Source organism: Bradyrhizobium ottawaense (assembly GCF_002278135.3).
Lineage (GTDB): Bacteria > Pseudomonadota > Alphaproteobacteria > Rhizobiales > Xanthobacteraceae > Bradyrhizobium > Bradyrhizobium ottawaense.
In genome coordinates this window covers 4,753,003-4,778,334 of the sequence record NZ_CP029425.2, presented here as the reverse complement: position 1 = coordinate 4,778,334, position 25,332 = coordinate 4,753,003, and the positions used below count along the sequence as shown (strand labels likewise).

At 65.1% G+C, this 25,332-nt stretch carries 26 protein-coding genes; 12 read left to right on the top strand and 14 right to left on the bottom strand.

Going from position 1 to position 25,332, the window contains the following annotated elements; translation table 11 throughout:
* Positions 1-69: 69 nt before the first annotated feature.
* Both CIT37_RS22960 and CIT37_RS22955 read right to left on the bottom strand, forming a co-directional pair.
* Positions 70-633: a cytochrome b/b6 domain-containing protein gene (locus tag CIT37_RS22960; protein ID WP_095424293.1), complete on the bottom strand. Its 564-nt coding sequence runs from the start codon at positions 631-633 to the stop codon at positions 70-72.
* A gap of 11 nt (positions 634-644) precedes the next feature.
* Positions 645-920 carry a PepSY domain-containing protein gene (locus tag CIT37_RS22955; protein ID WP_028144993.1) on the bottom strand — a complete coding sequence of 92 codons (276 nt, stop codon included), beginning with the start codon at positions 918-920 and terminating at the stop codon, positions 645-647.
* 133 nt (positions 921-1,053) lie between these two features.
* Here CIT37_RS22955 and CIT37_RS22950 point away from each other — a divergent pair, with 133 nt between their 5' ends.
* Genes CIT37_RS22950 through CIT37_RS22940 form a run of 3 tightly spaced genes read left to right on the top strand, consistent with a single transcriptional unit; the run spans position 1,054 to position 3,421 of the window.
* Positions 1,054-1,380 (top strand): PepSY domain-containing protein, encoded by a 327-nt coding sequence (locus CIT37_RS22950; RefSeq protein WP_038946536.1) that lies wholly within the window; start codon positions 1,054-1,056, stop codon positions 1,378-1,380.
* Positions 1,380-2,045 (top strand): response regulator transcription factor, encoded by a 666-nt coding sequence (locus tag CIT37_RS22945; RefSeq protein WP_028144991.1) that lies wholly within the window; start codon positions 1,380-1,382, stop codon positions 2,043-2,045. The genes CIT37_RS22950 and CIT37_RS22945 overlap by 1 nt, the downstream gene beginning before the upstream one ends.
* Positions 2,042-3,421, top strand: a complete 1,380-nt coding sequence (locus tag CIT37_RS22940) for a sensor histidine kinase (RefSeq protein WP_095424292.1) — start codon at positions 2,042-2,044, stop codon at positions 3,419-3,421. Before CIT37_RS22945 ends, CIT37_RS22940 begins: the two co-directional genes overlap by 4 nt.
* 106 nt (positions 3,422-3,527) lie before the next feature.
* On the opposite strand, the gene ppx is transcribed toward CIT37_RS22940, so the two are convergent.
* From ppx to CIT37_RS22920, 4 genes are all read right to left on the bottom strand, one after another.
* The gene (gene ppx / locus CIT37_RS22935; protein ID WP_095424328.1) at positions 3,528-5,030 is read right to left on the bottom strand and encodes an exopolyphosphatase; all 1,503 of its coding nucleotides are present in this window, start codon (positions 5,028-5,030) and stop codon (positions 3,528-3,530) included.
* 15 nt (positions 5,031-5,045) lie between these two features.
* Complete coding sequence (locus CIT37_RS22930; RefSeq protein WP_028144988.1) at positions 5,046-7,238, bottom strand: RNA degradosome polyphosphate kinase; 2,193 nt, start codon at positions 7,236-7,238, stop codon at positions 5,046-5,048.
* Between the two features lie 158 nt (positions 7,239-7,396).
* Positions 7,397-8,074 carry a P-loop NTPase family protein gene (locus CIT37_RS22925; protein WP_038946540.1) on the bottom strand — a complete coding sequence of 226 codons (678 nt, stop codon included), beginning with the start codon at positions 8,072-8,074 and terminating at the stop codon, positions 7,397-7,399.
* Between the two features lie 111 nt (positions 8,075-8,185).
* On the bottom strand, positions 8,186-8,728 hold the full coding sequence (locus CIT37_RS22920) for a CDP-alcohol phosphatidyltransferase family protein (RefSeq protein WP_025035876.1): 543 nt from the start codon (positions 8,726-8,728) through the stop codon (positions 8,186-8,188).
* Positions 8,729-8,885: 157 nt separating this feature from the next.
* Between CIT37_RS22920 and purM the strand changes: the two genes are divergently transcribed.
* The gene (gene purM, locus CIT37_RS22915) at positions 8,886-9,959 is read left to right on the top strand and encodes a phosphoribosylformylglycinamidine cyclo-ligase (RefSeq protein ID WP_095424291.1); all 1,074 of its coding nucleotides are present in this window, start codon (positions 8,886-8,888) and stop codon (positions 9,957-9,959) included.
* A gap of 14 nt (positions 9,960-9,973) precedes the next feature.
* Complete coding sequence (gene purN / locus CIT37_RS22910) at positions 9,974-10,627, top strand: phosphoribosylglycinamide formyltransferase (protein ID WP_028144985.1); 654 nt, start codon at positions 9,974-9,976, stop codon at positions 10,625-10,627.
* A gap of 90 nt (positions 10,628-10,717) precedes the next feature.
* On the opposite strand, the gene CIT37_RS22905 is transcribed toward purN, so the two are convergent.
* The gene (locus CIT37_RS22905) at positions 10,718-10,924 is read right to left on the bottom strand and encodes a cold-shock protein (protein ID WP_007591938.1); all 207 of its coding nucleotides are present in this window, start codon (positions 10,922-10,924) and stop codon (positions 10,718-10,720) included.
* Between the two features lie 378 nt (positions 10,925-11,302).
* On the opposite strand from CIT37_RS22905, the gene CIT37_RS22900 reads away from it, so the two are divergent.
* Entirely contained in the window at positions 11,303-12,436 is a 1,134-nt protein-coding gene (locus CIT37_RS22900; RefSeq protein WP_161966461.1) for an autotransporter outer membrane beta-barrel domain-containing protein, read from the top strand.
* A gap of 10 nt (positions 12,437-12,446) precedes the next feature.
* Here the strand turns inward: CIT37_RS22900 and CIT37_RS22895 are convergent, their stop codons facing one another.
* A complete protein-coding gene (locus CIT37_RS22895) occupies positions 12,447-13,487 on the bottom strand; it encodes a LysR family transcriptional regulator (protein WP_038946545.1) in 1,041 nt (346 codons plus the stop codon).
* Positions 13,488-13,557: 70 nt separating this feature from the next.
* Between CIT37_RS22895 and CIT37_RS22890 the strand changes: the two genes are divergently transcribed.
* The 5 genes from CIT37_RS22890 to CIT37_RS22870 all read left to right on the top strand — a co-directional run bounded on the left by CIT37_RS22890 (position 13,558) and on the right by CIT37_RS22870 (position 17,188).
* Positions 13,558-14,175 carry a hypothetical protein gene (locus CIT37_RS22890; protein WP_028144982.1) on the top strand — a complete coding sequence of 206 codons (618 nt, stop codon included), beginning with the start codon at positions 13,558-13,560 and terminating at the stop codon, positions 14,173-14,175.
* The gene (locus CIT37_RS22885) at positions 14,162-14,782 is read left to right on the top strand and encodes a GNAT family N-acetyltransferase (protein ID WP_028144981.1); all 621 of its coding nucleotides are present in this window, start codon (positions 14,162-14,164) and stop codon (positions 14,780-14,782) included. Before CIT37_RS22890 ends, CIT37_RS22885 begins: the two co-directional genes overlap by 14 nt.
* 25 nt (positions 14,783-14,807) lie before the next feature.
* Positions 14,808-15,371, top strand: a complete 564-nt coding sequence (locus CIT37_RS22880; protein WP_028144980.1) for an isochorismatase family protein — start codon at positions 14,808-14,810, stop codon at positions 15,369-15,371.
* Between the two features lie 30 nt (positions 15,372-15,401).
* A complete protein-coding gene (locus CIT37_RS22875; protein WP_162832232.1) occupies positions 15,402-15,572 on the top strand; it encodes a hypothetical protein in 171 nt (56 codons plus the stop codon).
* 233 nt (positions 15,573-15,805) lie between these two features.
* On the top strand, positions 15,806-17,188 hold the full coding sequence (locus CIT37_RS22870; RefSeq protein ID WP_028144979.1) for an aspartate aminotransferase family protein: 1,383 nt from the start codon (positions 15,806-15,808) through the stop codon (positions 17,186-17,188).
* A gap of 218 nt (positions 17,189-17,406) precedes the next feature.
* Here CIT37_RS22870 and rnd read toward each other — a convergent pair whose 3' ends face one another.
* The 5 genes from rnd to CIT37_RS22845 all read right to left on the bottom strand — a co-directional run bounded on the left by rnd (position 17,407) and on the right by CIT37_RS22845 (position 22,978).
* A complete protein-coding gene (gene rnd / locus CIT37_RS22865) occupies positions 17,407-18,555 on the bottom strand; it encodes a ribonuclease D (RefSeq protein WP_038972944.1) in 1,149 nt (382 codons plus the stop codon).
* Between the two features lie 410 nt (positions 18,556-18,965).
* Positions 18,966-20,300, bottom strand: coding sequence for an ABC transporter substrate-binding protein (locus CIT37_RS22860; RefSeq protein WP_038946548.1), 1,335 nt, complete (start codon positions 20,298-20,300; stop codon positions 18,966-18,968).
* An 11-nt stretch (positions 20,301-20,311) separates the two neighbouring features.
* Positions 20,312-21,181, bottom strand: coding sequence for a carbohydrate ABC transporter permease (locus CIT37_RS22855; protein ID WP_028144976.1), 870 nt, complete (start codon positions 21,179-21,181; stop codon positions 20,312-20,314).
* The gene (locus tag CIT37_RS22850; protein WP_161966460.1) at positions 21,178-22,128 is read right to left on the bottom strand and encodes a carbohydrate ABC transporter permease; all 951 of its coding nucleotides are present in this window, start codon (positions 22,126-22,128) and stop codon (positions 21,178-21,180) included. The genes CIT37_RS22855 and CIT37_RS22850 overlap by 4 nt, the downstream gene beginning before the upstream one ends.
* Position 22,129: 1 nt before the next feature.
* Complete coding sequence (locus CIT37_RS22845) at positions 22,130-22,978, bottom strand: phosphodiesterase (RefSeq protein WP_028144974.1); 849 nt, start codon at positions 22,976-22,978, stop codon at positions 22,130-22,132.
* A 190-nt stretch (positions 22,979-23,168) separates the two neighbouring features.
* Between CIT37_RS22845 and CIT37_RS22840 the strand changes: the two genes are divergently transcribed.
* Positions 23,169-23,702, top strand: coding sequence for an REP-associated tyrosine transposase (locus tag CIT37_RS22840; protein WP_028144973.1), 534 nt, complete (start codon positions 23,169-23,171; stop codon positions 23,700-23,702).
* Positions 23,703-23,821: 119 nt separating this feature from the next.
* On the opposite strand, the gene CIT37_RS22835 is transcribed toward CIT37_RS22840, so the two are convergent.
* Positions 23,822-25,294, bottom strand: a complete 1,473-nt coding sequence (locus CIT37_RS22835; protein WP_095424288.1) for a protein adenylyltransferase SelO — start codon at positions 25,292-25,294, stop codon at positions 23,822-23,824.
* Positions 25,295-25,332: the final 38 nt, after the last annotated feature.

Here is a 25,332-nt window from a genome sequence, read left to right as displayed (position 1 = left end):
GAACGGAAGCCGATTTGTCGGCAGATGAGCGTTTGAGAAGCCTTCGTGCCGGGGCATCCCCGGGCTCGCTCATGACGGACGCTTCCTCCCGGTGATCATCGCCTTCACCAGGCTCTCGCGGTGCTCGAAGCTCGCCACGAGGACGCCAAGCACATGGACGACGACGAGGCCGATCGTGAGGTTGGCGAACGCCTCATGGACCTCTTCCACCCATTTTGCTCCCCAGAAGCTGCCAATCGTCATCATGTAACCGGAGGTGCAGGTGCCGATCAGCATGACGATCAGCGCCACGACCATCGTGCCGCCGGCAGGATTGTGGCCGAGATAGCGTGGCGCCCTCAGCAGCGCCACGTCGCGCATGTAGGCGAGCACCGCGCGCGGCGAGCGCACGAAGTCGCTGAAGCGCGCATGGCGCGGCCCCACGAAGCCCCACACGATCCGTAAGCCGAGCAACCCCGCAATCGTGTAGCCGGCGGCGATATGGACATTCTCGATCTCGTCACCGGTCGCATACGCGAGCAGAAACAGCCCGGCCAGCGACCAATGGAACACGCGCACAAAGGGGTCCCAGACCTTGACGGTGGCCGGCGGCTTCTCGCCGCCGGCCACGATCGCATCGTGAATCGAGCTCATGGCGCGGCCTCTTACAGCTGACCGACGATCTGGCCGCTGGTCGGATCGACGAACAATTCGACCCGGCTGCCGGACTTGTCGATGGTGTAGAGTTCGCCGCAGGCGTTCTTGAGCTTGGCCTTCTGGACTTTGTAGCCCTGGGCTTCGACCTTGGCCTGCAGTTGTTCGAGCGGCAGCCAGCTTGTCTGCGGCGCCGCAGTGCAGGGACGCCCGAGGCTGCCGGCATGAGCGGTCGCGGTGGCTGCGAGCAAGGCGGCGGTCGCGATGAAGATGGTGATGTTGCGCATGGTTCTCTCCGGCTTGTGGCGCCCGGCCGCGTCATGCGGCGAGGCGATGGACGGACACTGGCAGAAGAGCGCTGACGGCCACCTGTTGATCCACGTCAGCGTTCTGTCAGGTCGATTAGGGCATTCTTTGCGAATGCAGCCCGCCAGCCTCCTGGGATTCCTCGCGGTGCCATTGCTGGCAGGGGTCCTGCTCGCGCCGGTGCCTGCCGCAGCAGGCGGCCACGATAAAGGCGCGCCCGACGCGGTTCGCCGTGCAGTCGAGGCGGGTGAGATCAAGCCGCTCGCCGACATTCTCGCATCCATTCGCGGCAAGCTGCCGGGTGAGGTTGCCGGCGTGGAGATAGAGCGCGAGCGTGGCCGCTGGATCTACGAGTTTCGCGTCGTCGACGACAAGGGCCGCCTCTACGAGGTGTACGTCGATGCGCGCAGCGGCGAGATCGAACGCGTCAAGGAGAAGTGATGCGCCTGCTGCTCGTGGAGGACGACCGACGGATCGCGGCCGATGTGGAGAGGGCGTTACAAGCGGCCGGCTATGTGGTCGAGACCGTCCGCAACGGCGAGGAAGCCTGGTTCCGCGGTGATACCGAGGACTACGGCGCCGTCATCCTCGATCTCGGCTTGCCCGACATGGACGGCCTGGCGGTGCTCAAGCGCTGGCGCGCGAACGGACGCTCCATGCCGGTGCTGATCCTGACGGCGCGCGGCAGCTGGGCCGAGCGCGTCGATGGTATCGACGCGGGCGCCGACGATTACCTGCCTAAGCCCTTCCGCATGGAGGAACTGCTGGCGCGGCTGCGCTCGATCGTGCGCCGCTCGGCAGGCCATGCCTCCTCACGGATCGTCGCCGGCGACGTCGAACTCGACGAGCGTCAGATGAAGGTGACGCTGCGCGGCGTACCCGTCGCGTTGTCGCCGTTGGAATATCGCCTGATCGCCTTTCTCTTGCACCACCGCGGCCGTGTGGTGTCGCAGCACGAGCTCGACGAAAACGTCTATGGCCACGGCGAGGACCACGAGTCGAACGCGCTCGAGGTGCTGGTCGGCCGGGTGCGCAAGAAGCTCGGCGCCGATCTGATCGAGACCAGGCGCGGCTTCGGCTATCTGATACCGGAGACGACGCCGTGAGCTGGGGCTCGTTGCGGCTGCGACTGGTGGCCGGCGGCGTTGTGGCCATCCTGGTTGCGCTGACCATTGCCGGCGCCGGGCTGACGCTGCTGTTCGAACGCCACGTCACGCGCACGATCGGCAGCGACCTCGACATCTATTTGAAGCAGCTCGTCGCGGGTATCGACGTCGATGCCCAGGGCAAGCTGGTGGTGGGCCGGCCGCCGGCCGATCCGCGTTTTGCCGACCCGCTTTCGGGCCTGTACTGGCAGGTATCGGACGACGGCGGTCAGGTGCTGCGTTCACGTTCGCTGTGGGACACGGCGTTGGACCTGCCGCAGGACGAGCCGTCGCCTCGCGAATTGCACCGTCACGTCATCCCCGGGCCGGCGAACGCGCGGCTCCTGGTCAGTGAACGCCGCGTGCTGCTGACCGTGGGCGACCGCCGCGTCCCGGTGCGCGTCGCGGTGGCGGCCGATCTTGCCCGCGTGTCGGTCGCCGCCTCGCAATTCGCCAGGGATCTGGCACTGGCGCTCGGCCTGCTGGGGCTGGTGCTGGCGGCGGCCACCTCGATCCAGGTCGGACTGGGCCTACGTCCGCTCGATGCACTTCGCCGCGGCGTCGCCGACGTCCGCTCAGGCCAACGCAAGCATCTCCCCGTCGACGTCCCTGCCGAGGTGAAGCCGCTGGTGGAAGAGGTGAACAATCTGATCGACGCCCAGGAAGGCGAGATCGAACGTTCGCGCAGCCGCGCCGCCGACTTGGCGCATGGGCTGAAGACGCCGCTCGCCGCGCTCGCGGCCGACGTCGCGCTTTTGCGTCAGCGAGGTGAGCAGGACGTTGCCAAGGCCATCGAAGCTGTCGCCGACGCGATGAGCCGTCATGTCGACCGCGAACTGGCACGCGCCCGGGCGCGAGGCACGGCACGACAGCGTGGCGGTATCTCCACGCGCCTCAGACCGCTTGTCGAGTCCCTGATACTGACGCTGGCGCGCACGCCTGCCGCGCAGAAGCTTGAATTCAAGGCCTGCATAACGGGCGAACCGAGCGTGCCGCTCGATCGCACCGATCTGGCCGAAGTGCTGGGCAATCTCCTGGAAAACGCCGCCCGTCACGCCAAGAGCCAGGTGCGCATTGGCGCGGATGCCATTGCGGGCCCGGCGATCACGGTCGAGGACGACGGGCCGGGCATCGCGGCCGCCGAACGTTCGCGCGTGCTCGAACGCGGTGCGAGACTGGATGAGCGCGGCGAGGGCGCCGGCCTCGGCCTCGCAATCGTTCAGGACGTGCTCAGTGCCTATGGATGGCTGCTTGTCCTCACCGATTCCGAGCTCGGCGGACTGAAAGCCGTCATCGCGCCAGAGGGCAGCCGCGATCAAACGGCCGCTGCTGGTTGAAGACCCTAAAGCGCGATGCGATTAGGATGAAACGTCATCGCTCTTCAGGTTGTTGTTTGAGCATGATCTTTTCGGAAAACCGCTGCGCACTTTTCCGGATCATGCTTTAGCGCCGCACGATCGAGCCGGCGCGGCTGACCAGGCGGGCGAGTGCGCGGAAGCGGCTGCCGACGCGGTCGGCGACGAGGTCGCCGAGGCGGTGCTCGAACACCAGCATCAGCTTGCGGCCCTGGCTGCGGAAATGCGTGGCCGGCAGCACGCCCGGGCGCGCCGCCGAGATCAGATGCGCGACGCGGAACGCCGCGCCCAAGAGGCGCGCGCGTTCGAGCTGCGCCGGCGTCAGCAGCTCCTGCATGGTGACCGGCGGCTGGTTTTCCTCGCTCAGGCCCGCATAGCGATAGAACACCGACAGGCCGACGAAGGCACGCTCGGTGTGGGTGATCGCGCCGAAATTGCCGTTGACGACCAGGCTCAGCGTCTGCTCGCCGCGGTGATCTGGATGCACGCGCCAGCCGATATCGGACAGCAGGCACGCGGTGTGGCGCAAGCGGCGGTCCTCCTCGGTCTCGCGCAGCTTCACCACGCGCGCGAGGCGGTCGGTCCAGGCGATCAGCTCGTGGGCGTGCTTGGCCGAGCGCGACAGCAGCTGGTTCAGCTCTTCCGCGGCGCAGATCAGGCCGTCCTTGTTGCGTTCCGGCTCCGACAGCTTCTCGTGCAGCAGGCCCTCGCGCACGCCGAAGGTCGAGAACACGATCGTCTTCGGCTTCGCCACCCGGATGATGTGCTCGAGCACCAGCGCCGCATAGGTGAGAAGGGGGCGGCGGGCATCGGCGACGCTCTCGATGTCGGCGAGCATGTCCGCGGCCGCCAGGCGACGGAGACGACGCGAGAAGTCGAGCGCTTCAGCCGCCGACAGCGAGTAACCGTGCATCACCTGGAGCGGATAGCCGCTCTGGATGATGTGAATGCGCGCCAGCGCGCGCCAGGTGCCGCCGACGGCGTAGAAGGTGCGGCCGCTGCCGGCGGTGAGCTGCGGCACCTCGTCGAGCTCCTCGCGCACGATGCGATCGGCGCGCTTGAGCGATTTATGCGCGAGGTCCTGCAGCGCGAGGCCCCCCAGCGGCAGCGTCACGCCGCTGCGCACGCTTTTCCTGCGCACGTCGATCAATTCGAGCGAGCCGCCGCCGAGGTCGCCGACGATGCCGTCGGGATGGTGGATGCCGGAGATCACGCCGAGCGCCGACAGCCGCGCCTCGCGCGGGCCCGAGAGGATCTCGATCTTCACGGCGCAGATGCGCTCGGCCTTCGCGATGAAGTCGGGGCCGTTGGAGGCGTCGCGGCAGGCCGCGGTCGCGATCGCGAACACGCGCCCGACCTGCATCACACGGCACAATGCGCGAAAGCGCCTCAGCGAGGTCAGCGCCTTGTCGACGGCGTCGGGCGCGAGCAGACCGGTGCTCTGCACCTCGCGGCCGAGGCCGCACAGCGTCTTCTCGTTGAAGATCGGAATGAGGCTCCGCGTCAGCCCCTCGTAGACGACGAGACGGACCGAGTTGGAACCGATATCGATGACCGCGACGCTCGAGCCGCGCTTGCGCGGCCGCTTCACGTCGAACATCCCTGATCAGGATTGATGGCGTTCGTTCCGGCGCGTGAGACGACGCGGCGAGGATTCCTTGAGCGACTTTCCACGGCCAGACAGACTCGGATTTGTCATGAAGTAGTTGTGGACGTTGAAAGGCTCCTCGCCTTTCGCGGTCTTCATACGCGTTGAGGACCCGTCCGGCAACAATTGCCAGCTCTGCTCATTGTCCTTGAGATTCGCGACCATGATCTGTTCGAGAACCTGCTGATGCACCGTCGGATTTTGCAGCGGACACAGCACCTCGACGCGGCGGTCGAGGTTGCGCGGCATCATGTCGGCGGAGGAGATATACACAGCCGCTTTGGCGCTCGGCAGGCCCTGGCCCATGCCGAAGCAGTAGATTCGGCCGTGTTCCAGGAAGCGTCCGATGATCGACTTGACGCGGATGTTCTCGGACAGGCCGGGAATGCCGGGGCGCAGGCAGCAGATACCGCGCACCACGAGCTCGACCTGCACGCCGGCCTGGGAAGCCTCATAGAGCGCGTCGATGATGTCGGGGTCGACCAGTGCATTCATCTTCATCCAGACCGCACCGTGGCGGCCGTGGCGCGCATGCGCGGTCTCGCCCTGGATGTGCTCGATGATGCGCTTGCGCAGGGTCAGCGGCGACACCGCCATCTTCTCCAGATCGCTCGGCGCGGCATAGCCGGTGATGAAATTGAACACACGCGCGGCGTCGCGGCCGATGGTCGGATCCGAGGTGAAGTAGGAGAGGTCGGTGTAGATGCGCGCGGTGACCGGATGATAATTGCCGGTGCCGGTATGGACGTAAGTCGTGAGGCTGCCGCCCTCGCGGCGCACCACCATCGAGAGCTTTGCGTGCGTCTTCAGTTCGAGGAAGCCGTAGACGACCTGCACGCCGGCGCGTTCGAGGTCGCGTGCCCAGCGGATATTGGCTTCCTCGTCGAAGCGCGCCTTCAGCTCGATCAACGCGGTGACGGATTTGCCGGCCTCGGCGGCTTCCGCCAGCGCGCGGACGATCGGCGAGTTGTTGGAGGTGCGGTAGAGCGTCTGCTTGATCGCGACGACATCGGGGTCGCGCGTGGCCTGCTGCAGGAACTGCACCACCACGTCGAAGGATTCGTAGGGATGATGGACCACGAGGTCCTTCTGCCGGATCGCGGCAAAGATGTCGCCGCCATGCTCGCGCACGCGCTCGGGGTGGCGCGGCACGTAAGGGGTGAATTCGAGATCGGGCCGGTCGAGGCGGGTGAGCTGCGAGAGCTCGTTCATCGCCTGCACGCCGTCGACCAGGAACACCTCGTCATCGGCGGCCGACAGCGCGTGCTGAACGAAGTTGCGCAGCTCCTCCGGCATCTTGGCGTCGATCTCGAGCCGGATCACCGATCCGCGGCGGCGGCGCTTCAGCGCGGTCTCGAACAGGCGGACGAGGTCTTCCGCCTCTTCCTCGATTTCGAGCTCGGAGTCGCGGATGATGCGGAAGGCGCCCTGGCCGTGCAGATTGTAGCCTGGGAACAGGCGGTTGATGAACAGGGCGGTCGCCTGCTCCAGCGAGATCAGCCGGACGGCCTTGCCCTCGGTCGGCAGGCGGATGAAGCGGTCGATCTTGCCGGGCATGCGGATCAGCGCGTTCATCTGCTTGCCGTCGGCGGCGCGGGTGAGCTGGAGCGCGATGGTGAAGCCGAGGCTCGGGATGAACGGGAAGGGGTGGGCCGGGTCGATCGCCAGCGGGGTCAGCAGCGGGAATACGTTGCTGAGGAAGTAGTCCTCGATCCAGGTCCGTTCCGCCTTGGTGACCTCCTTGCCCTCGACGAGCACGATGCCGACATCGGCCAGCGTGCCGCGCAGGTCGCGCCAGATCGCCTGCTGGTCGGAGGCGAGCTCGGAGACGGTGCGGTTGATCAGCGCGAGTTGCTCGGATGGCGTCAGGCCGTCGGGGCTGCGTTCGGCAATGCCCTCACGCACCTGGGCCTTGATGCCGGCGACGCGGACCATGAAGAACTCGTCGAGGTTATTCGCCGAAATCGACAGGAATCGCACCCGCTCCAGCATGGGGTGGCTGGGATTGACCGATTCCTCCAGGACGCGGCGGTTGAAATGCAGCCAGGAGAGCTCGCGGTTGATGAATCGCTCGGGACTCGATGCGATCGCCGGCAGGCTCTCGGTCTCTGGGGCTTTTTCTTTAGTTTCAACAGCTTGCGCAGAGTCCATCAGAAGTCGGTCCATCCAGTTCGCCCCAATTTGCGACTTATGCGCAAAACCGGCCGGAGCATGTGTTAGAGCGATGACGTTTCGATGACATTGATGTTCCGCCGGTTCGCCGCGTCAAGCGGGCTTGGCGTGGGTCTGGAGGCGGCCACGGAGGCCGATCAGGCGTCGCGGAGCAGCTCGGCGGCCAGCGCCCGGGTGACCGGGCGGCCGAGCCTGAGGGCTTCGCTGTCGAGCAGTTCCACGGCCTGGCGGGCGGCGGCCGAGGACCGCTCCAGGCGGGTGGCGAGGTAGCCGACCACGCTCTCGTCCACGGTGAGCTGGCGGTCGGCGCAGAATTTGACGATCAGGCCGCGGAACAGCTGGTCGTCGGGCGGCAGCAACGCGACCACTGGAACGGCGCGCAGACGCGAGCGCAGGTCGCGAAGCTCGATCTCCAGCGAGGCCGGCACCTCGCGTCCGGTGAACAGGACGTAGGCGCCATCCTCGCGGGCGAGGTTCATCAGGTGGAAGAGGGCGCGTTCGTCAACTTCCCTGGCCTTGAGATCCTCGACCACCAGCGCGCCGGTGGCGAGCGTGCCCGGGACCCCCGCAGCGGTCAGCGCATTGGCCGTGGTGGAGCGGGCCCCTGATGCCTCGGCCCAGATCGCGGCGAGATGGCTCTTGCCGCTTCCTTCGGGACCGGCCAGCCACATGATCCGGTTCGGCCATTCCGGCCAGCTGTCGATCAGGCCGAGACCGGCCGCATTGGCGGGGCCTTCGAGGAAATTGTCCCGGCTGAGGCTCTCCGCATGCGGAAGCGAAAACGCCAATTGTCGGGGGTGAACGCGGCCTGGCACGCTTGCTTTGCTCCATGCCGGCGCGCCGGCGTCATTCGAAGAGGTCGGACGTATCGAGCGGGAGTTGGCCTTTTACGGGGCCGCATCGCCTCTCATTTGGCCTCGATCGTGCTACTTGGCCTCGATCGTGCTCATGTGCCGCAGCCACTCGACCAGATAGAGCGACACGGAGGAGAGTGTGAAGACCGTGACGAGGCCCATCAGGATGATATCATAAGGGGCCGGCTTGAAGCCGAAGGCAAGCGCTGCCAGCACGAGCGCCGCGAACGCCACCTGTGCCACGGTGTTGAGCTTGGACACTTTCGACGGCTTCATCTCAACGGGCCGGTCGAACAGCCAGGACACGATCACGGCGGCGACGATCATGATGTCGCGCGAGACCACCAGGATCACGATCCAGCGCGGAATTGCGCCCCAGATGCCCAGCGCCATGTAGATCGAGACCAGCAGCGCCTTGTCCGCGAGCGGGTCGAGCAGGGCGCCGAGCTCGCTCGTCATGTTGAAGCGCTTGGCCAGGAAGCCGTCCACGGCGTCGCTGATACCGGCGATCAGGAAGACGGCGAACGCGACCTCCATTTGGCTCGACACGATGGCCCAGACGATGATCGGGACCAGCATGATGCGGCCCAGGGTAATGATATTCGGAATACTCACGAAAGCGCTTCCCGGCACCCGGTCTGACCTCGAATCCGGCCTCTCGGGAGGCTGAACCGGTTGATATCTCTACATAGTATACGGCGGTGCGCCATGCGAGCCATTGCGCGTCCCCGGAATTCGACGTAACCAGCCGCGAACCCACTGGAAATCGGGCATGACCGACCGCAAAAACGGCCTCACTTACGCCGATTCAGGCGTCGATATCGATGCGGGCAACCGCCTGGTCGACCTGATCAAGCCGATGGTGCGCGCCACCGCGCGGCCGGGCGCCGACGCCGAGATCGGCGGTTTCGGCGGCCTGTTCGACCTCAAGGCGGCCGGTTTCAAGGATCCGGTCCTCGTGGCCGCGACCGACGGCGTCGGCACCAAGGTCAAGATCGCGATCGAGACCGGGCTGCATGGCGGGATCGGCATCGATCTTGTCGCCATGAGCGTCAACGACCTCGTGGTGCAGGGCGCCGAGCCGCTGTTCTTCCTGGACTATTTCGCGTGCGGCAAGCTCGATCCGGAGGCGACGGCCTCGATCGTCGCAGGCGTCGCGGAGGGCTGCCGCGAATCCGGCTGCGCCCTGATCGGCGGCGAGACCGCCGAGATGCCCGGCCTGTACAAGGACGGCGATTACGACCTCGGCGGCTTTGCCGTCGGTGCTGCGGAGCGGGGCACGCTGCTGCCGCGCAAGGACATCGCGGCTGGCGACGCCGTGATTGGCCTCGCCTCGTCGGGGGTGCATTCGAACGGCTTCTCGCTGGTGCGCAAGATCGTGGAACAATCGGGCCTCGGCTTCGAGGCGCCAGCGCCGTTCGCCCCGGTCATGACCCTTGGCGGCGCGCTGCTGACGCCGACGAAACTCTACGTCAAATCCTGCCTGCGCGCGATCCGCGAGACCGGCGCGGTGAAGGGCCTTGCCCACATCACCGGCGGCGGCTTCACCGACAACATTCCGCGCGTGCTGCCGAACAGCCTCGGCGTCGGTATCGATCTGGCCCGCCTGCCGGTGCTGCCGGTGTTCAAATGGCTGGCCGCGCAGGCCGGCATCGCCGAGCTGGAGATGCTGCGCACCTTCAACTGCGGCATCGGCATGATCGCGATCGTCGAGCCCGACAAGGTCGACGAGGTCATGCAGGTCTTCACCGACGCCGGTGAGACCGTGGCGCAACTCGGCACCGTGATCCCGGCCGAGGGCGAGCACCGCGTCGTCTATAACGGCCATCTCGACATGGCACTGTAATGACTCGCGCTGTGATGAAGCGCCGCGTCGCCATCCTGATCTCCGGCCGCGGCTCCAACATGTCCGCGCTGATCAGGGCCGCAAGCGCGGCGGATTTCCCGGCGGAGATTTCGCTCGTCATCTCGAACAAGGCCGATGCGCTCGGCCTTGAACGGGCCAAGGCAAGCGGCGTGAACACGCTGGTGATCGAGAGCAAGCCGTTCGGCAAGGACCGCGCCGGTTTCGAGAAGGTGCTGCAGGCGGCGCTCGACCAGCACGGCATCGAGCTGATTTGTCTGGGCGGCTTCATGCGCCTGTTCACGGCCGAGTTCACCAGGGCATGGTACGGGCGGATGCTCAACATCCATCCCTCGCTGCTGCCGTCCTTCCCCGGTCTCGACCCGCACGGCCAAGCCTTGCGCGCCGGTGTCAAGCTGTCCGGCGCGACGGTGCACTTCGTCATCCCCGAGACCGATGCCGGCCCGATCGTGATGCAGGGCGCGGTTCCCGTGAGCGATCACGACACGGGGGATACGCTGTCGGAGCGCATCCTCGAGGTCGAGCATCGCATCTATCCCGAAGCGCTGCGGCTGCTCGCCACCGGCAAGGTCCGGATCGAGGGCGACGTGTGCAAGACCGACGGAAGCTCCGCGTCGGAGAATTTTCTGGTTGCGCCGGTGGTGAGCTGAGCCGCATTCCTGCGACGGGCGTCCCAAACAAAATCCCCCGGCAGAGCCGGGGGCAACGTCATGATCTCTCTCGCGTAGCTTTGAGAGATATCAGGAGACCTTGAGGTTCTCCGCGGATGCTTTGCCGCGGTTCTCCACGAGGTCGTATTCAACCACCTGGTTCTCGTTGAGGGTCGAGAGTCCGGCACGCTCGACGGCGGAGATGTGGACGAACACGTCCTTGTCGCTGCCGTTCGGCTTGATGAACCCATAGCCCTTGGTCGGGTTGAACCATTTGACGGTGCCCTTTTGCGGCATCGCTAGTCTCCTCCACTAGATATAAAAAAGACGCGGCCGCTTTTCGCGTGCCACGCCACAAACGGGCTTCCGGGAGTCTGTTCGAGTCTTGAATCTCAATGTCGCGAAACGCACAGCAGAGCGGCCAATTCCGATTGTGTCCAACATTGCAACATGAAAATCGCCCGTTAGCAAGCTGCGCGTAAATTTCAAGACGGGCGGATTGTGCCGTTCTGCAATTTCCGACCTGTGGCCGCGGAACCACAATCGAGGGCAATAGCCTCGGTCACCGCGGGCTAAGCGGTTGACCCTCCGTGGCAGTTCGGCACAAATCGCGACATGCGTGCGCCGCGCGTGTTGCATTTTTGCGCGCCGCCATTTGCTTCGGGATTTGTCGTCATGTGCTGCACATCGCAGCCCTCCGGGACACGGCAGACGATCGGGCTGGACCGCGTCCGCAGGGTCGCGGCAGCGATCGCGACGGCGTTTGCGATCGTCGTGATGTCGGCCACGTCGCCAGTCTTCGCGCAAAGCCCGACGCCTACGCCGACCCCGACGCCCACGCCGTCGCCCACCCCGATCCCGTCCCCGTCGGCCGGCAACGCCGCGCTCGATCTCGGCTCGAATTTCCTGGAGCGGCTCGGCAACCGGGCATCGAACGGTTTCGACCGGGCGTTCCGGTCCAATCCCGGTGGCGGCGGCGCGTCCGCCAGCACCGAAGACCCGCGCTACCGCACCTGGTTCGAGGGCTACGGCATCTCAGTCCGGACCGATGCGCAAGGCGACTTCGTCGGCGACAGGCGCAAGACGGTTGGCGGCGTCGCAGGCTTCGGCGCGCGCGTGGCCCCGGGCGTCAATCTCGGCTTCTCGGTCGACCAGAGCCACACCGACATCGACGTGCCGCTGGCGCTGCAGTCGGCCACGCTCGACCTGACGCAAATCGGCTTCAACGGCTCGGTCGACAAGGGGCCATGGACCTGGGCCTTTGCCGTGGTGCACGGTTTCGGCAAGGTCCGTTCCAGCCGCGACACCGGCCTTGGCCTTGCGACCGCGGGCTATCGCGCCGCGGTCGATGGCGCGCTGACCGAGATCAGCTATTACTGGACCAAGGACCAGATGCGCATCGTGCCCAAGGGCGCACTGGAATATGTGCGCGCCACCAGCGCGGCGTTCCAGGAGGCCGGCGGCCTCGACCCGCTCAACGTTGATTCGACGGCGCTCTCACGCGCACGCATCATGATCGGGGCCGAGATCGGCCGCTACTTCATCATCGACCAGAAGATCCTGGACCTGTCCGGCTACGGCAAGTTCGTCGACAATTTCCACCAGGATCTGGGATCGGTCCAGGTCAGCCTCGGCGCCCAGAACATCGTCGTTCCCGGCATCGGCGAGAGCCGTTACGGCGTGGATGCCGGTGCCTCGGCTTCGCTCAGCCTGACCAGCGTCGCGCGGCTCTACGTCAATTACGACGGCAAGTTTCGCAACGAGCTGACCTCGCACCAGGGCACGGTCGGGTTCGAATATCGCTGGTAGGCGCAGCCTCCTAGGTCGGCGTCGCCGCGACATATCCCGTCAATCCAAAACCCTCGCGCGCCGCCGTCATCATCGGCACCAGCGCGTTCGGATGGATGAACTCGTCGCGGAAGCAGGGATAGGTCTTGGCATCGAAGATCTTCTTCAGCCAGTCGACCACGATCTTGTGGCGCTCGGAGGTGCGGAATTCCCGGTGATAGGTGAGCCAGAGATCGGCGTGGTGGCTGACGCCGAGATCGACGGCGATCAGCGGCGCGCCGAGCGCGATCGAGACCGTCGGCAGGAAGCCGATGCCGGCGCCGCGCTCGACGGCATAGAGCACGCCGACCGAGGAGTTGGTCTTGATCCCGACGATGCCCTCGAGCGACTTCAGTCCGAGCACGCGCGCGTAGGCGCCGTCGTCGACCTGCGGCGCGCTCTGCTTGATGATGCGGTGGTTCCTCAGGTCGGCCAGCGTCGCCGGCACGCCGTAGAGATTTTCGTACTCCTTGGAGACGAAGGGATAGATGTGCAGACGCCCGAGCTTGGCGACGATCAGATCCGGATTGGTCGGCGGCTCGAGCTGGATCGCGATGTCCGATTCAAGCCGTGCGACGTCGGCCTGCTCCATCGCGCAGCGCAGATCGACGGTGATCTTGCGGTAGGTCTTCTGGAAGTCGATCAGTCGCGGCAGGATCCAGAAATTGCCCGGGCCTTCCGTCACCGCGACGCGCACTGTGCCTGAGGTGTCGTTCGACGACCGCGAGGCGCGCCGGAAGACGTTGAAGGCATGACGCTCCATATGCGCAACGTCGGCGATCATCGCGGTGCCTTCATCGCTGAGCGTGAGCCCGCTCTGGTCGCGCAGGAACAGCTTGCAGCCGATGCTCTCTTCGAGCCGGTCGATCCGGCGCATCAGCGTCGTGGAGGTGAGCCCGAGCTCCTCAGCGGCGTTGCGAAAACTTTTATATTTTGCGCACGCTAAAAACAGTTTCAAATCGTCCCAGGACGCGCCCAGGGCTTCTTCACGGTGCTGCATCATAGCAGCACCCCGGTGCAATAACTGCTGCATACTCCTGATCCCCAGCCGCTAAGCTCGTCGGCATAGCGGGGCACGAAAGCCCGGACGATAGAGGCGCGATATGGCTATGGAAAGGGGCTCGTTTGCCGCAAGGCATGATTTCGATGCCTTGCCGCTGAGCTCGGATGTGGATGTCCGCTGCGCGCAATTGTCCGAAATTGCACCGCTTTCGCAGATGGCGCACCGGCTGGTGCCGGGCGTGCGGATCGGGACAGCCGAACTTGCGCATTACTTCACGTTCGATCCCCAGAGCATCCTGACGTTCCGCCGAAAAGGCGATCTCGTCGGCGGCATGGCTTTCCTGTTTCTCAATGACCGCGGGCACGATGCGCTGCTGCTCGACGAGATCTGCCTCGCCGCGCCCGAGACGCGCTATCTCGCTTCCGCGAACGAAGAGGTCGCTGCCATCTACATCTGGGCGATCGCGGCGACGGGACGCGGTATCGCCGGTCTCGGCAAGGCTGCAGCACATCTGCGACAGCTAAGGTTTCGCAGCGCCGATTGCTATGCGCAGCCGTCAACGGTGGCCGGACGCGACATCATGAAGGCGACCGGCTTTGCGCCGGTCCCGAGCTTCCAGCCCGACCTCTGGTGCTACGAGCGGCCCTGGCATCGGCAGCCGATGCGGATGCCAGGCGCGATCATCCAAGCAAGGAGTTTTGCAGATGCACGGTACTAGGATTCCCGTCGCCAAGCCCTGTTCCCGCGCCATCACCATCCGCCTTGCGCGCGATCCAAGCGATCTCATGCTGGTCACTGCCATTCGCTCGGCGGTCTATCTCGCCGAGCAGGATTGTCCGTTCGAGGAGGAGTTCGACGGCAACGACATGGTCGCGGCCCATTTCATCGGCTTCGTCGGCAACGAGCCCGCAGGCTGCCTGCGGGTGCGCTTCTTCGGCGATTTCGCCAAGGTGGAGCGGCTCGCGGTCCGCCACCAATACCGGCGCTCGCGCGTCTCGTTCAAGCTGGTGCAGGCCAGCGTCGACTATGTGAAGCGCAAGGGTTTTCGCAAGATCTACGGCCAGGCGCAGGACAGGCTGGTCGATTTCTGGGCCCATTTCGGCGCCAAGCCGCTCGGCCACAATCGCAAGGTCACGTTCTCGGATTTTTCCTACACGGAAATGCTGCTGGAGATCGAGCCGGGACCGGACGCGATCACGCTGGACAGCGATCCCTACGTGATCATCCGCCCCGAAGGCGATTGGGACCGGCCGGGCGTGCTCGACGCTTCGGCGGGGCGGGCGGTGACCTCACCGCTGCGGGATCTCGCGCTCGCCGACCGTTGAAACTGGTGCAGCTCTGCGCAAGACAATGCTGGCTTCCATTCACGAAGATCCGCCGATCCTGGTCTGCGCGGATCTCCAGGTCGAATATCTGACCCCTGGGCGCCGCCACGTCGTCCTCGACGGCGACGCCGTCACTGCGCGCTGCCTGGAACTCCTGACCTTGTGGCGGGGCAATCTCTGGCCGGTGATGCATCTGAAGCGCATCGCACAGGCGGCGTGGTTCAATCCGGCATCGAGGCTGACCGATTGGATCGCGGAGACCAAGCCGCGGCCGGGAGAAATGACGTTCGACCATCCGCTGCCGTCGGCCTACAGCTCGTCGCGGTTTGTGGACTACATGTCCAATATCCGCACTGTGCGCTGCATTCTGATCGGTTTTTCCCTGGACGAGACCATCCTGGCCACCGCCGTTGATGGGTTTCACCGCAGCCATCGCTACCAGGTCGTCGCTGACGCCGCGGCTTGCCGGCAGCCGGGTACGGGCGATGCCGCCGCCTATAAGCATGCGGTAGTGAATGTCATCGGGAATTTTGCTACAATCCAGTCCAGCGCCGAACTGATCAGAACCAGCGGCGCCGTTGCGGTGTAGGCGGCCGCGACCGGCGGATGGGGTGAGAGATTGTCACGGGGAGACGAGCTCAAGGAGCTGGCGAGCGATCTGTCGCGTGCGGCCGAGAGGGCGCGCGGGCTGGGTTTGCCGACGACGGTCTATCTGCTCTCGATGGCGCTGGTGGAGGTGAGGGAAGCCGCCGCCGGCACTGACGACGGGCATGACGACGACGCGGCATGAGAGCTGCTCCACGTGTTGCTTCGTCATGAGCGGATTTGTCACGTGCGGCTTTGTCACGTGCGGCAATGTCACGTGCAGCTTTTTCGCGTGCATCTTTGTGCATCGCTGCTGAGCGCTTGCTGCCGACGAATTGGCGTTGCAAGTTCTGCGCTGTCGCAATAGCCAAGGTACTTGATCATCGAGTGATGACGCCGGCTGTGCCTGCGACGTGACGCTTTCAAGGATCCTCGCAAATGTCCATGCTGCCCAATTCGCAAGAGGCCCGGGATGTGGCCTATCAGCTCCATCCCTACACCAATGCGCGCACCCATCAGCAGGCCGGTCCCCTGGTGATCGAGCGCGGCGAGGGTCCCTACGTCTTCGATGCGTCGGGCAAGCGCTATTTCGAGGCGATGGCCGGCCTGTGGAGCGTCGGGCTCGGCTTCAACGAGAGGCGGCTGGTCGAGGCTGCACACAAGCAGATGCTGGCGCTGCCGTTCTATCACACGTTCTCCGCCAAATCGCACGGGCCCTCGATCGACCTTGCCGAGAAACTGGTCGCGCTCGCGCCTGTGCCGATGAGCAAGGTATTCTTCACCAATTCCGGCTCGGAAGCCAACGACACCGTCCTCAAGCTGATCGCCTATCGCTCCAACGCGCTCGGCCAGCCCCAGCGCAAGAAGGTGATCAGCCGGATGCGCGCCTATCACGGCGTCACCATTGCCTCGGCGAGCCTCACCGGCCTGCCGAACAACCACCGCTCGTTCGATCTGCCGCTGCCGAACATCCTGCACACGGGCTCGCCGCATTTCTACAAGGACGGCGCCCCCGGCGAGACCGAGGAAGCGTTTGCGACGCGCCGGGCCGAGGAGCTCGACGCGCTGATCCAGAAGGAGGGTCCCGATACGATCGCGGCGTTCTTCGGCGAGCCGGTGATGGGCGCGGGCGGCGTCATCGTGCCGCCGGCGACCTATTGGGACAAGATCCAGGCGGTCCTGAACAAGTACGACATCCTGCTCGTCGCCGACGAGGTGATCTGCGGCTTCGGCCGGACCGGCAAGATGTTCGGCTGCGAGACCTACGGCATCAAGCCTGACGTGCTCGTGGTTTCCAAGCAGATTACCTCGAGCTATTTCCCGTTCTCGGCCATCATCATGAACGATCGCATGTTCGAGCCGATCGCGGACGAGAGCAACAAGATCGGCGTGCTCGGCCACGGCTTCACCGCGGGCGGTCATCCGGTCGGATCGGCGGTTGCGCTGGAAAACCTCAAGATCATCGAGGAGCGCGGCCTGGTCGCCCATGCCGCCGAGCTCGGCGCCTACATGCAGGGCAGACTGCGCGAGCTCACCAGCCATCCGCTGGTCGGCGAGGTTCGCGGCGTCGGCATGATCGCGGCGATCGAGCTCGTGCTCGACAAAGGGCGCAAGACCGCAGCGGCGACACCGGGCGCCGTCGGCGGCATCGCCAGCCGCATGCTCCAGGAGCGCGGCGTGATCTCGCGCAACATGCTGGACGCCATCGCCATCTGCCCGCCGCTGATCGTCACCAAGGCGCAGATCGACGACCTCGTCGCCGCCATTTCGGGCGTGCTGAATGACATGAAGGCGGAAGTGGCGAAGCTGACGCCGGCGTAGGCTCTTGTCTGGGCGCTCAATCTAACACCGTCACCCTGAGGTGGCGGCTTCTTCAGCGGCCCTCGAAGGGCGACGGCCCGGCTGGCTCGCAGTGTGGCCGCTCATCCTTCGAGGATCCCCGTGCGATGCTTTGCATCGCACGCCTTTGCAGACAACGGCTTCGCCGTTGCGCGGGGATGACGGTCTGAATTATGCCGCGTTGATAGCTGGCGGCAGCCTTACGCCCGCTGCACCCCGATCACGCGGCCCTTCTCGATCGCCAGCGCCAACTCGCCGCGCTTGAGCTTCAAGGCGGCATCGCCGAACAGCTCGCGGCGCCAGCCGCGCAAGGCGGGGACGTCGGCTTCGTCGTCGGCTGCGATCTCTTCGAGATCGTCGACGGTGGCGATCACCTTGCTGGCGACCGCATGCCGCTCCGCGGTCATGCGCAGCAGCACCTTCAAGAGCTCGACGATGGCGGCGCCATTGTTGTTGTTGCGCGGCTTCTCCAGCTTCGGCAACGTCGAAAAATCCCGTGCCAGCCCGCGCTCGACCGCGGCGACGATGTCCGCGCCCCATTTGGATTTCTCAAAACCCTTCGGCACCGAGCGCAGATGGGCGAGCTTCTCCAGCGTGTTCGGCGCGTGGGTCGCGATATCGCTGATGGCCTCGTCGCGCAGCACGCGGCCGCGCGGCACGTCGCGGCTCTGCGCTTCCTGCTCGCGCCAGGCGGCGACCTCCATCAGGACCGCGAGATCCTTCGGCTTGCGCACGCGCGTCTTCAGCCGCTCCCAGGCGCGCTCGGGGTGGAAGTCGTAGGTCCGGGGCGAGGTCAGGACCTCCATCTCGATGGAGACCCATTCGCTGCGGCGGCGCTTCTTGAGGTCGGCATCGAGCGCTGCGAACACGTCGCGCAAATGCGTGACGTCGGACACGGCGTAATGCATCTGCTCCTTGGTCAGCGGCCGGCGCGACCAGTCGGTGAAGCGGTGGGTCTTGTCGGGGCGGTGGCCGGTGACTTTCTCGACCAGCGCGTCGTAGGCGATGCTGTCGCCGTACCCCAGCACCATCGCGGCAACCTGGGTGTCGAACACCGGATGCGGGATGATGTTGGCCTGGTGCCAGATGATCTCGATGTCCTGACGGGCGGCGTGGAAGACCTTCAGCACGGCCTCGTTGGCCATCAGCTCGAAGAACGGCTTGAGGTCGATCCCCTCGGCCAGGGTATCGACGACGACGGCTTCCTCGGCGCTGGCCATCTGCACCACGCATAGCAGCGGGTAGTAGGTGGTCTCGCGCAGGAACTCGGTATCGACGGTAATGACGGGGTGCTTGGCCAGCCGGCTGCAGGCAGCCGCGAGGTCAGCGGTGGTGGTAATCAAATCCATGAACGGCCCATGACACTTGATATCAGCCGTTCTGCCGAAAGCGCTGTGATGTCAAGGGGCTCGATGCGAATTCGAGCCTTGCATTTGGACCGGAATCGCTTTTTCCGACGAAATTCCTATTCGTAGCGGACCCGGTGCGAGGATTTGCGGGCACAGGGCAACGCCACCACGACCACGCACATGGCGACCAACGCCAATCCCAGGAACTCGAAAACCAACAGATCCACGGCGAAATCTCCAGAAACATTGATAGATTTGTCGGGGGTGCGTTGAGGGTCTGTTAATTGCGATGGTTACCGGCGGTGCGGGCCGCCGGATGGTGGACGGGGGGTTAATACGGGCGGCCGCCTAAAACGAAATCGGCGCCCCGCATGACGGAGCGCCGATGGTCGTTGGCGATGCAGCGATCCTTACGGCAGCTTCAGCGACGTCTCCGCATTGTACGGCTTCAGCGTCTCATCCGCGGCCTTCTGGGCGGCGGCGAGGGCCTCCTTCGGCTGCTTCTTGCCGTTGAGGACCAGCATCACCTCGTCCTCCAGCGTCTTGCGCACCGGGACGGTCTTGTAGGTCGCAAACCAGGGCTTTGCGACATCGAGCTGCTCGACGGCGGTCTTGGCGTCCGGGTTCTTGCTCAGGAAGTCGACCATCTCAGGCGTCTTGTAGGCGGCCATGTTGGGCGCGAAATAACCGGTGGCGCGGCTCCACCAGCCGCTCTTCTCGGGCGAGGTCATCCACTTGATCAGCGTCCAGGCGGCCTTCTGCTTGTCGGCCTCGAGGCCGGCCGGAACGATCAGCGAGGCGCCGCCGATCGGCACGGCGTTGCGGACGTTGCGCGGGATGAAGGCGACCTTGTAGGCGAACTTGGCGTTGTCGCGCACGTAAGTGAGCGAGCCCGTCGACAGCATCATCATCGCAGCATTGCCTGAGATGAAAGAGGTGCTGACGGCAGGGCCGGGCGTGGCGCCGGGCGCATGGACCTTGTGCTTGGTGACAAGGTCGTTCCACCAGGTCAGTGCGCCCAGCATCGAGGGCGTGTCGTAATAGACCTCGCCGCCGAACTCCTCGTTGTAGTAGCGCCCGCCATTGCTCATGGTCAGCGTTTCCATCATCCAGCCGCAATAGTCATACGCGCAGGGAATCGCAATGCCCCATTGGGTCACCTTGTCGCCCTCGCGCTTGGTGAGCTTCTTGGCCCAGTCGGTGAGCTCGGCCCAGGTCTGCGGCGGCTTGTTCGGATCGAGGCCGGCTTCCTTGGCCTTGTCGGCGTTGATGTAGAGCAGCGGCGTCGAATTGTGGAACGGCACGCCGTAGACCGAGCGGTTGATCACCGCGTTGCCCTGCAGCGCGGGGAAGAACTGGCCGAGGAACTGCTCCTTGGTGGTGCCGTCGGCCTTGATCAGGGCATCGAGATTGGTGAGCTCGTTCTCGATCTGCATGTCGAGCAGGAAGTTGGCCGACATGATCACGGCGGACGGCGGCTTGCCGGCCTTGATCGCAGCGCGCGTCTTGATCAGCGTGTCGTCATAGGAGCCGGTGTAGACCGCGGTTGCCTTGACGTCCGGATGGGTCTCGTTGAACTCCTTGATCAAGGTGCCCATGTCGCGGGCGAGCTTGCCGTCGACGGGGACGGGGAAGAACAGATCAATTTCGGTCGGACCTTCGCCGGCGAGAGCCGGAAAGGCGAGGGCGCCTGCCATAGAGCCTGCCATGGCGAGGCCCAGCATGAGCCTGCGGGAAAACAGCATCGAAGAATCTCCTATTTGATGCCTGAGGTGACGAAAGAGCTGATGAAGCGCTTCTGGAAGATCAGGAAGGTGATGAGCAGCGGCGCGATCACCATCAGCGTGCCGGCGGCGATGGTGCCCCACGCTTGCGTGCCCTCCGCGGTCTTGGTGAAGACCGAGAGCCCGACCGTGAGCGGCCGCTTGTCCGGCGAGTTGATCACCATCAGCGGCCACAGGAAGTCGTTCCAGTGGCTGGTGACGGAGATGATGGCGAAGGCCGAGAAGCTCGGCACCGACAGCGGCACGTAGATGTGGCGGATGCGCTGGAACAGGCTGGCGCCATCGATCAGCGCGGCGTCTTCCAGTTCGGTCGGAATGGCTTCGAACGCCTGCCGCATCAGGAAGGTGCCGAAGGCGGAGGCGAAGAACGGCATCATCACGCCGGTGAGCGTGTCGTAGAGGCCGAGCTGCGCCACCAGCGACAGGTTCGGTACGATCAGCAGCACCGGCACCAGCATCAGCTGCATCAGGAACAGATAGAAGATCAGCGTCTTGCCGACGAAGGCGAGGCGGGCGAAGGCAAAGCCCGCCAGCGTGATCGTGGCGAACTGCACCAGCAGAATGCCGGCGCAGATGATCGTGGTGTTGAGCGTGTAGCGCGGGAAATCGCCGATCTCCCAGGCATCCCTGACATTGTCGAGCGTCGGCTTCAGGCTCGGCATCAACTCGGCCATGGCGTTGATGCCGTCGGAGGCCGGGCGCAGCGTCGCCACGACCATCCACAGGAACGGGATGAGCCAGACGATCGCGAGCAGCACGGTCAGCAGGAAGCCGAGCTTGGGCGTGATCTCGCCCCTTGTGGCGAGCGGGGCGTCCCTGAACAGGCGGTCGAACAGCTTCATGGCCCGCCCTCGCGGTTGGCCATGGTGCGGAAGGAGAGCGCGGTGAGGCCCATCAGTGCGGCGAGAGTCAGCAGCGTCGCGGCCGAGGCCTTGCCGACGTCGTAATGCTCGACCGCCTGCTGGTAGATGTAGAACAGCACGAGGTTGGTCGAGTTCGACGGTCCGCCCTGGGTCATGACGAAGACGTGGTCGACCTGCGTCACCGCGTTGAGCGTGGCGATCACGGTAACGAACAGGAAAGTGGGCTTGAGCTCCGGCAGGATGATGTGGCGCAGGCGCATGTAAGGCCCGGCGCCGTCGAGATGTGCGGCCTCCATCACGTCTTCGGGCACGGCCTGGAGGCCGGCGAGGAAGAACAGCATGTAATAGCCCGCGTTCTTCCAGATCGTGATGACCATGATCGCGTAAAGCGCGATATCGGGGTCGCCGAGCCAGTTCGGCAGCACCGGAAGCAAGCGGCCAATGTAGTAGTCGAGCAGGCCGACATTGGGCAGGAAGATGAACATGAACAGCGCGGAGGCCGCGACCATCGGGATCAGCACCGGCAGGAACAGTGCCGTGCGCAGCGCGCTGCTCACGGCGTTGGTGCGCGACAGCGCCAGCGCGAACAAGAGCGCGAGGCCGATGCTGGGGACCGCGGTGCCCACAGCATAGACGAGATTGTTGACGACCGCGCCGGAGAAAGCGGGGTCGGCCAGCACCGCTGCGACGTTGTCGAGACCGATGAAGCGGACCGGCGCCTTCGGCGTGGCGCGCTGGTAGAGCGCATCGACGAGCACGCGGCCCATCGCGCCATAGGTGAACAGCGCGAGGAAGACCAGCGAGGGCAGCAACAGGAGATAGGCGGGCAGCGAAGCTCTGAAGCGCGTGCCGAGGCGCTTCAGGACGTCCAGGCGCGGCGCCGCCGAGGTCGCGACCGGAAGAGCCGCGGGTTCGGCGAGGCTCATCTCACCGCGCCGGGAAATTGAGCGCATAGTCGCGGCCGTCCGTTCCCACGGGTGGTTCGAACGGGAAGCGCAGACTTTCGTCGAGGAAGTCGTGGCTGTGCACGACGAGATTCTCGTCGTCGATCAGCACGACGCCATAGGCCGGCGGCTCGTGGCTGGCGAGGTGCGGCGCGTTGGCGTCGAGCTCGAACCAGACCTGGTGGTTGGTGCCGCGCAAGGTCGAGAACGGGATCTTGCCGTAGCTGCCGAAGATGGGACGGTGCACATGGCCGAAGAAGAGATGGCGGATGCGGGCGCGATAGGGTGCGATCACCTCGGCAAATTCGGCGCTCTGCTTCAGCCCGATCTCGTCCATCGCATGGACGCCGATCGGGAAGGGCGGGTGATGCATGAACACGACGAATTGCTGGTCGGCAGGCGCAGCCGCGAGCGTCTTCGCGAGCCAGTCGAAGCGCTTGGCGCACATCTCGCCGGCGTGGCTGGTCTCGTCCAGCGTGTCGAGGAAGACGAACAGGCCGTGCTCGGTGGTCCGCGTGCCCTGCACGAAGCCGTTTGAATCGCGCGGCGCGGCCTTCAGGCTATCGAGGCAAGTCACGCGCTTGTCGTGATTGCCGACCATGGCAATGTAAGGGATTTTGAGCGCGGCCATCGCGTCGGCGAAATTGGCGTAGGACTCCGGCTCGCCCCAATGCGTGAGGTCGCCGGTCACGACCGCGAACGCCGCGTCGGACTGATGCTTGTTGATGTCGGCAATCGCAGCGTCCAGCCGGGCGCGCGGGTCGAGGCCGTAGAGCTTCAAGCCGGGGTTCGCCAGATGCGTGTCGGTGATGTGGATGAATTTGAAGGGCATGGCGCGCTTTGTCGGGACCGTTGGAGGATGGGCGCCTCCGGCAAGACGACCCTGACAGGCGGTTAGAGGGCGTGTGTTTCAGTTTGATGACAGCGGTTCCTGCGTCCACAGTGCTCGCTTCGTAGGGTGGATTAGCCGAAGGCGTAATCCACCACAGTGAGCCAACTTCAAGTTGTGCTATCGGTGGGCGATGTCCGACTACCGCCGCGCATTCGTCCCGGGAGGATGCTGGTTCTTTACCGTGAACCTGCTCGATCGGCGGAAAGCTCTTTTGACCGACCAGATTGAGAGCCTACGAGACACGGTCGCCGCAACGCGACAGAGCCACCCCTTCGCAATCGATGCTTTCGTGGTTCTGCCGGACCATCTCCGCGCAATCTGGAAGCTGCCGTCGGGCGACGCCGATTTTTCGGTGCGCTGGCGCTTGATCAACTCTCGTTTCGCCAAAGCACTCCCGGTGACCGAGCGGCTGAGCGCTGTCCGTTTCTCACGGAATGAACGCGGCATATGGCAGCGACGGTTCTGGGAGCACCTGATCCGGGACGAGGCCGACTACGCCCGCCACGTCGAGTATTGTTATTACAATCCCGTCAAGCACGGGCATGTGTCGCGAGTCTGCGACTGGCCGTATTCGTCATTTCACCGCGATGTTCGTGCAGAACTGCTTCCGGAGGATTGGGGCGGAGACACTCAGTTCATCGGCGAGTTCGGAGAGCGGACGTGATAGCCGCGCCAATCTGTAGGGTGGATTAGCGAAGCGTAATCCACCTCTTTACTTTCCGGCTTCGAGAGAAGTGGTGGATTACGCCTTCGGCTAATCCACCCTACGCACCGGGTTTGTGGCTACGTCCCGCAGAACGTCTGCAACACCCGCTGGTCCGGCAGCGGTGGATCGGCATAGGCGGCGTAATCCGGCTGGTCGTCGAACGGTTTCGCCAGCACCTTCACTAATTCCTCGAATGGCGCGTAATTGTCGTCGTTGACGGCGGCCTGGATCACGGCCTCGACGCGGTGGTTGCGCGGGATGAACATGGGATTGACGGCGTGCATGGCCGCCTGCCGCTCGGCCGCGCTCTGCGGCTCCAGCGCGATGCGTGCGCGCCAGCGGCCGGCCCATTCGTCGAAGGCTGCGGGCTCCATGAACTGCGCGCGCGCATCCGCACTGTCATCAACGGCGGCATGGCCCAAATTGCGGAAGCTGAGGGTGAAGTCGGCCTGGTTCTTCGCCATGGCATCTAACAGGTCCTGGATCAGCGCGTCGTCGCCGTCGCGCTCCGTGAACAGGCCGACCTTTTTGCGCAGGCCGGCTTGATAAGCCGCGCTGAACTGGTCGGAGAACGCGCCGAGGATGTCCTGGGCCTCCGCGACCGCCTTCTCCTGCTCGTCGGAGAACACCGGCAGCAGGCATTCGGCGAGGCGCGTCAGATTCCACAGCGCGATACGCGGCTGGTTGGCATAGGCGTAGCGGCCCATCTCGTCGATCGAGGAGAACACCTGCGAAGGGTTGTAGGCGTCCATGAAGGCGCAGGGTCCGTAATCGATGGTCTCACCGGAGATGGAGCTGTTGTCGGTATTCATGACGCCGTGGATGAAGCCGACCAGCAGCCAGCGCGCGACGAGATCGGCCTGGCGCGCGACGACGCCGGCGAGCAGCGCATGGTAGGGCCGCTCGGCGCCGACTAGTTCGGGATAGTGCCTGGCGACGACGTGGTCGGCGAGCCGGCGGATCGCATCGGTGTCACGGCGCACGGCGAAGAACTGGAAGGTGCCGACGCGGATATGGCTGGAAGCAACACGCGTCAGCACCGCGCCGGGCAGCGCGGTCTCGCGGATGACGTGCTCGCCGGTGACGACGGCGGCGAGCGAGCGGGTGGTCGGGATGCCCAGCGCATACATGGCTTCACTGACGATGTATTCGCGCAGCACAGGTCCGAGCGCGGCGCGGCCGTCGCCGCGGCGGGAGAACGGGGTGGGGCCCGAGCCCTTGAGCTGGATGTCGCGGCGGATGCCGTCGCTGTCGATGACCTCGCCGAGCAGGATGGCGCGGCCGTCGCCGAGCTGCGGCACGAACTGCCCGAACTGATGTCCGGCATAGGCCATGGCGATGGGATCGGCGCCGGCGGGAACCGTTTTGCCGGCCAGGATCGCCGCGCCCTCCGGGGTCTCTAGCAGGTCAGGATCGAGCCCGAGCTGGACCGCCAGCGGGCGGTTCAGCTTGATCAGCCGGGGGGCGGCGACCGGGGTCGGCGCGACGCGGGCAAAGAAGCTGTCCGGCAGCGCCGAATAGGAGTTCTGGAAGGGGAAATGCACCGTCATGGCCTCAAGATAGGGCTGGAACGCCTGATGGCAAAGGG

Excerpts from the sequence above, each read along its gene's own strand:
- CIT37_RS22850 (WP_161966460.1), bottom strand. The coding sequence starts at position 22,128 with ATGAGCCTCGCCGAACCCGCGGCTCTTCCGGTCGCGACCTCGGCGGCG.
- CIT37_RS22960 (WP_095424293.1), bottom strand. The coding sequence starts at position 633 with ATGAGCTCGATTCACGATGCGATCGTGGCCGGCGGCGAGAAGCCGCCG.
- CIT37_RS22835 (WP_095424288.1), bottom strand. The coding sequence starts at position 25,294 with ATGACGGTGCATTTCCCCTTCCAGAACTCCTATTCGGCGCTGCCGGAC.
- CIT37_RS22950 (WP_038946536.1), top strand. The coding sequence starts at position 1,054 with ATGCAGCCCGCCAGCCTCCTGGGATTCCTCGCGGTGCCATTGCTGGCA.
- CIT37_RS22900 (WP_161966461.1), top strand. The coding sequence starts at position 11,303 with ATGTGCTGCACATCGCAGCCCTCCGGGACACGGCAGACGATCGGGCTG.
- CIT37_RS22845 (WP_028144974.1), bottom strand. The coding sequence starts at position 22,978 with ATGCCCTTCAAATTCATCCACATCACCGACACGCATCTGGCGAACCCC.
- CIT37_RS22880 (WP_028144980.1), top strand. The coding sequence starts at position 14,808 with ATGCTGGCTTCCATTCACGAAGATCCGCCGATCCTGGTCTGCGCGGAT.
- purM (WP_095424291.1), top strand. The coding sequence starts at position 8,886 with ATGACCGACCGCAAAAACGGCCTCACTTACGCCGATTCAGGCGTCGAT.
- CIT37_RS22840 (WP_028144973.1), top strand. The coding sequence starts at position 23,169 with ATGTCCGACTACCGCCGCGCATTCGTCCCGGGAGGATGCTGGTTCTTT.
- CIT37_RS22870 (WP_028144979.1), top strand. The coding sequence starts at position 15,806 with ATGTCCATGCTGCCCAATTCGCAAGAGGCCCGGGATGTGGCCTATCAG.
- purN (WP_028144985.1), top strand. The coding sequence starts at position 9,974 with ATGAAGCGCCGCGTCGCCATCCTGATCTCCGGCCGCGGCTCCAACATG.
- CIT37_RS22930 (WP_028144988.1), bottom strand. The coding sequence starts at position 7,238 with ATGGACTCTGCGCAAGCTGTTGAAACTAAAGAAAAAGCCCCAGAGACC.
- rnd (WP_038972944.1), bottom strand. The coding sequence starts at position 18,555 with ATGGATTTGATTACCACCACCGCTGACCTCGCGGCTGCCTGCAGCCGG.
- CIT37_RS22945 (WP_028144991.1), top strand. The coding sequence starts at position 1,380 with ATGCGCCTGCTGCTCGTGGAGGACGACCGACGGATCGCGGCCGATGTG.
- CIT37_RS22890 (WP_028144982.1), top strand. The coding sequence starts at position 13,558 with ATGGCTATGGAAAGGGGCTCGTTTGCCGCAAGGCATGATTTCGATGCC.
- CIT37_RS22885 (WP_028144981.1), top strand. The coding sequence starts at position 14,162 with ATGCACGGTACTAGGATTCCCGTCGCCAAGCCCTGTTCCCGCGCCATC.
- CIT37_RS22860 (WP_038946548.1), bottom strand. The coding sequence starts at position 20,300 with ATGCTGTTTTCCCGCAGGCTCATGCTGGGCCTCGCCATGGCAGGCTCT.
- CIT37_RS22855 (WP_028144976.1), bottom strand. The coding sequence starts at position 21,181 with ATGAAGCTGTTCGACCGCCTGTTCAGGGACGCCCCGCTCGCCACAAGG.
- CIT37_RS22905 (WP_007591938.1), bottom strand. The coding sequence starts at position 10,924 with ATGCCGCAAAAGGGCACCGTCAAATGGTTCAACCCGACCAAGGGCTAT.
- CIT37_RS22895 (WP_038946545.1), bottom strand. The coding sequence starts at position 13,487 with ATGCAGCAGTTATTGCACCGGGGTGCTGCTATGATGCAGCACCGTGAA.
- CIT37_RS22955 (WP_028144993.1), bottom strand. The coding sequence starts at position 920 with ATGCGCAACATCACCATCTTCATCGCGACCGCCGCCTTGCTCGCAGCC.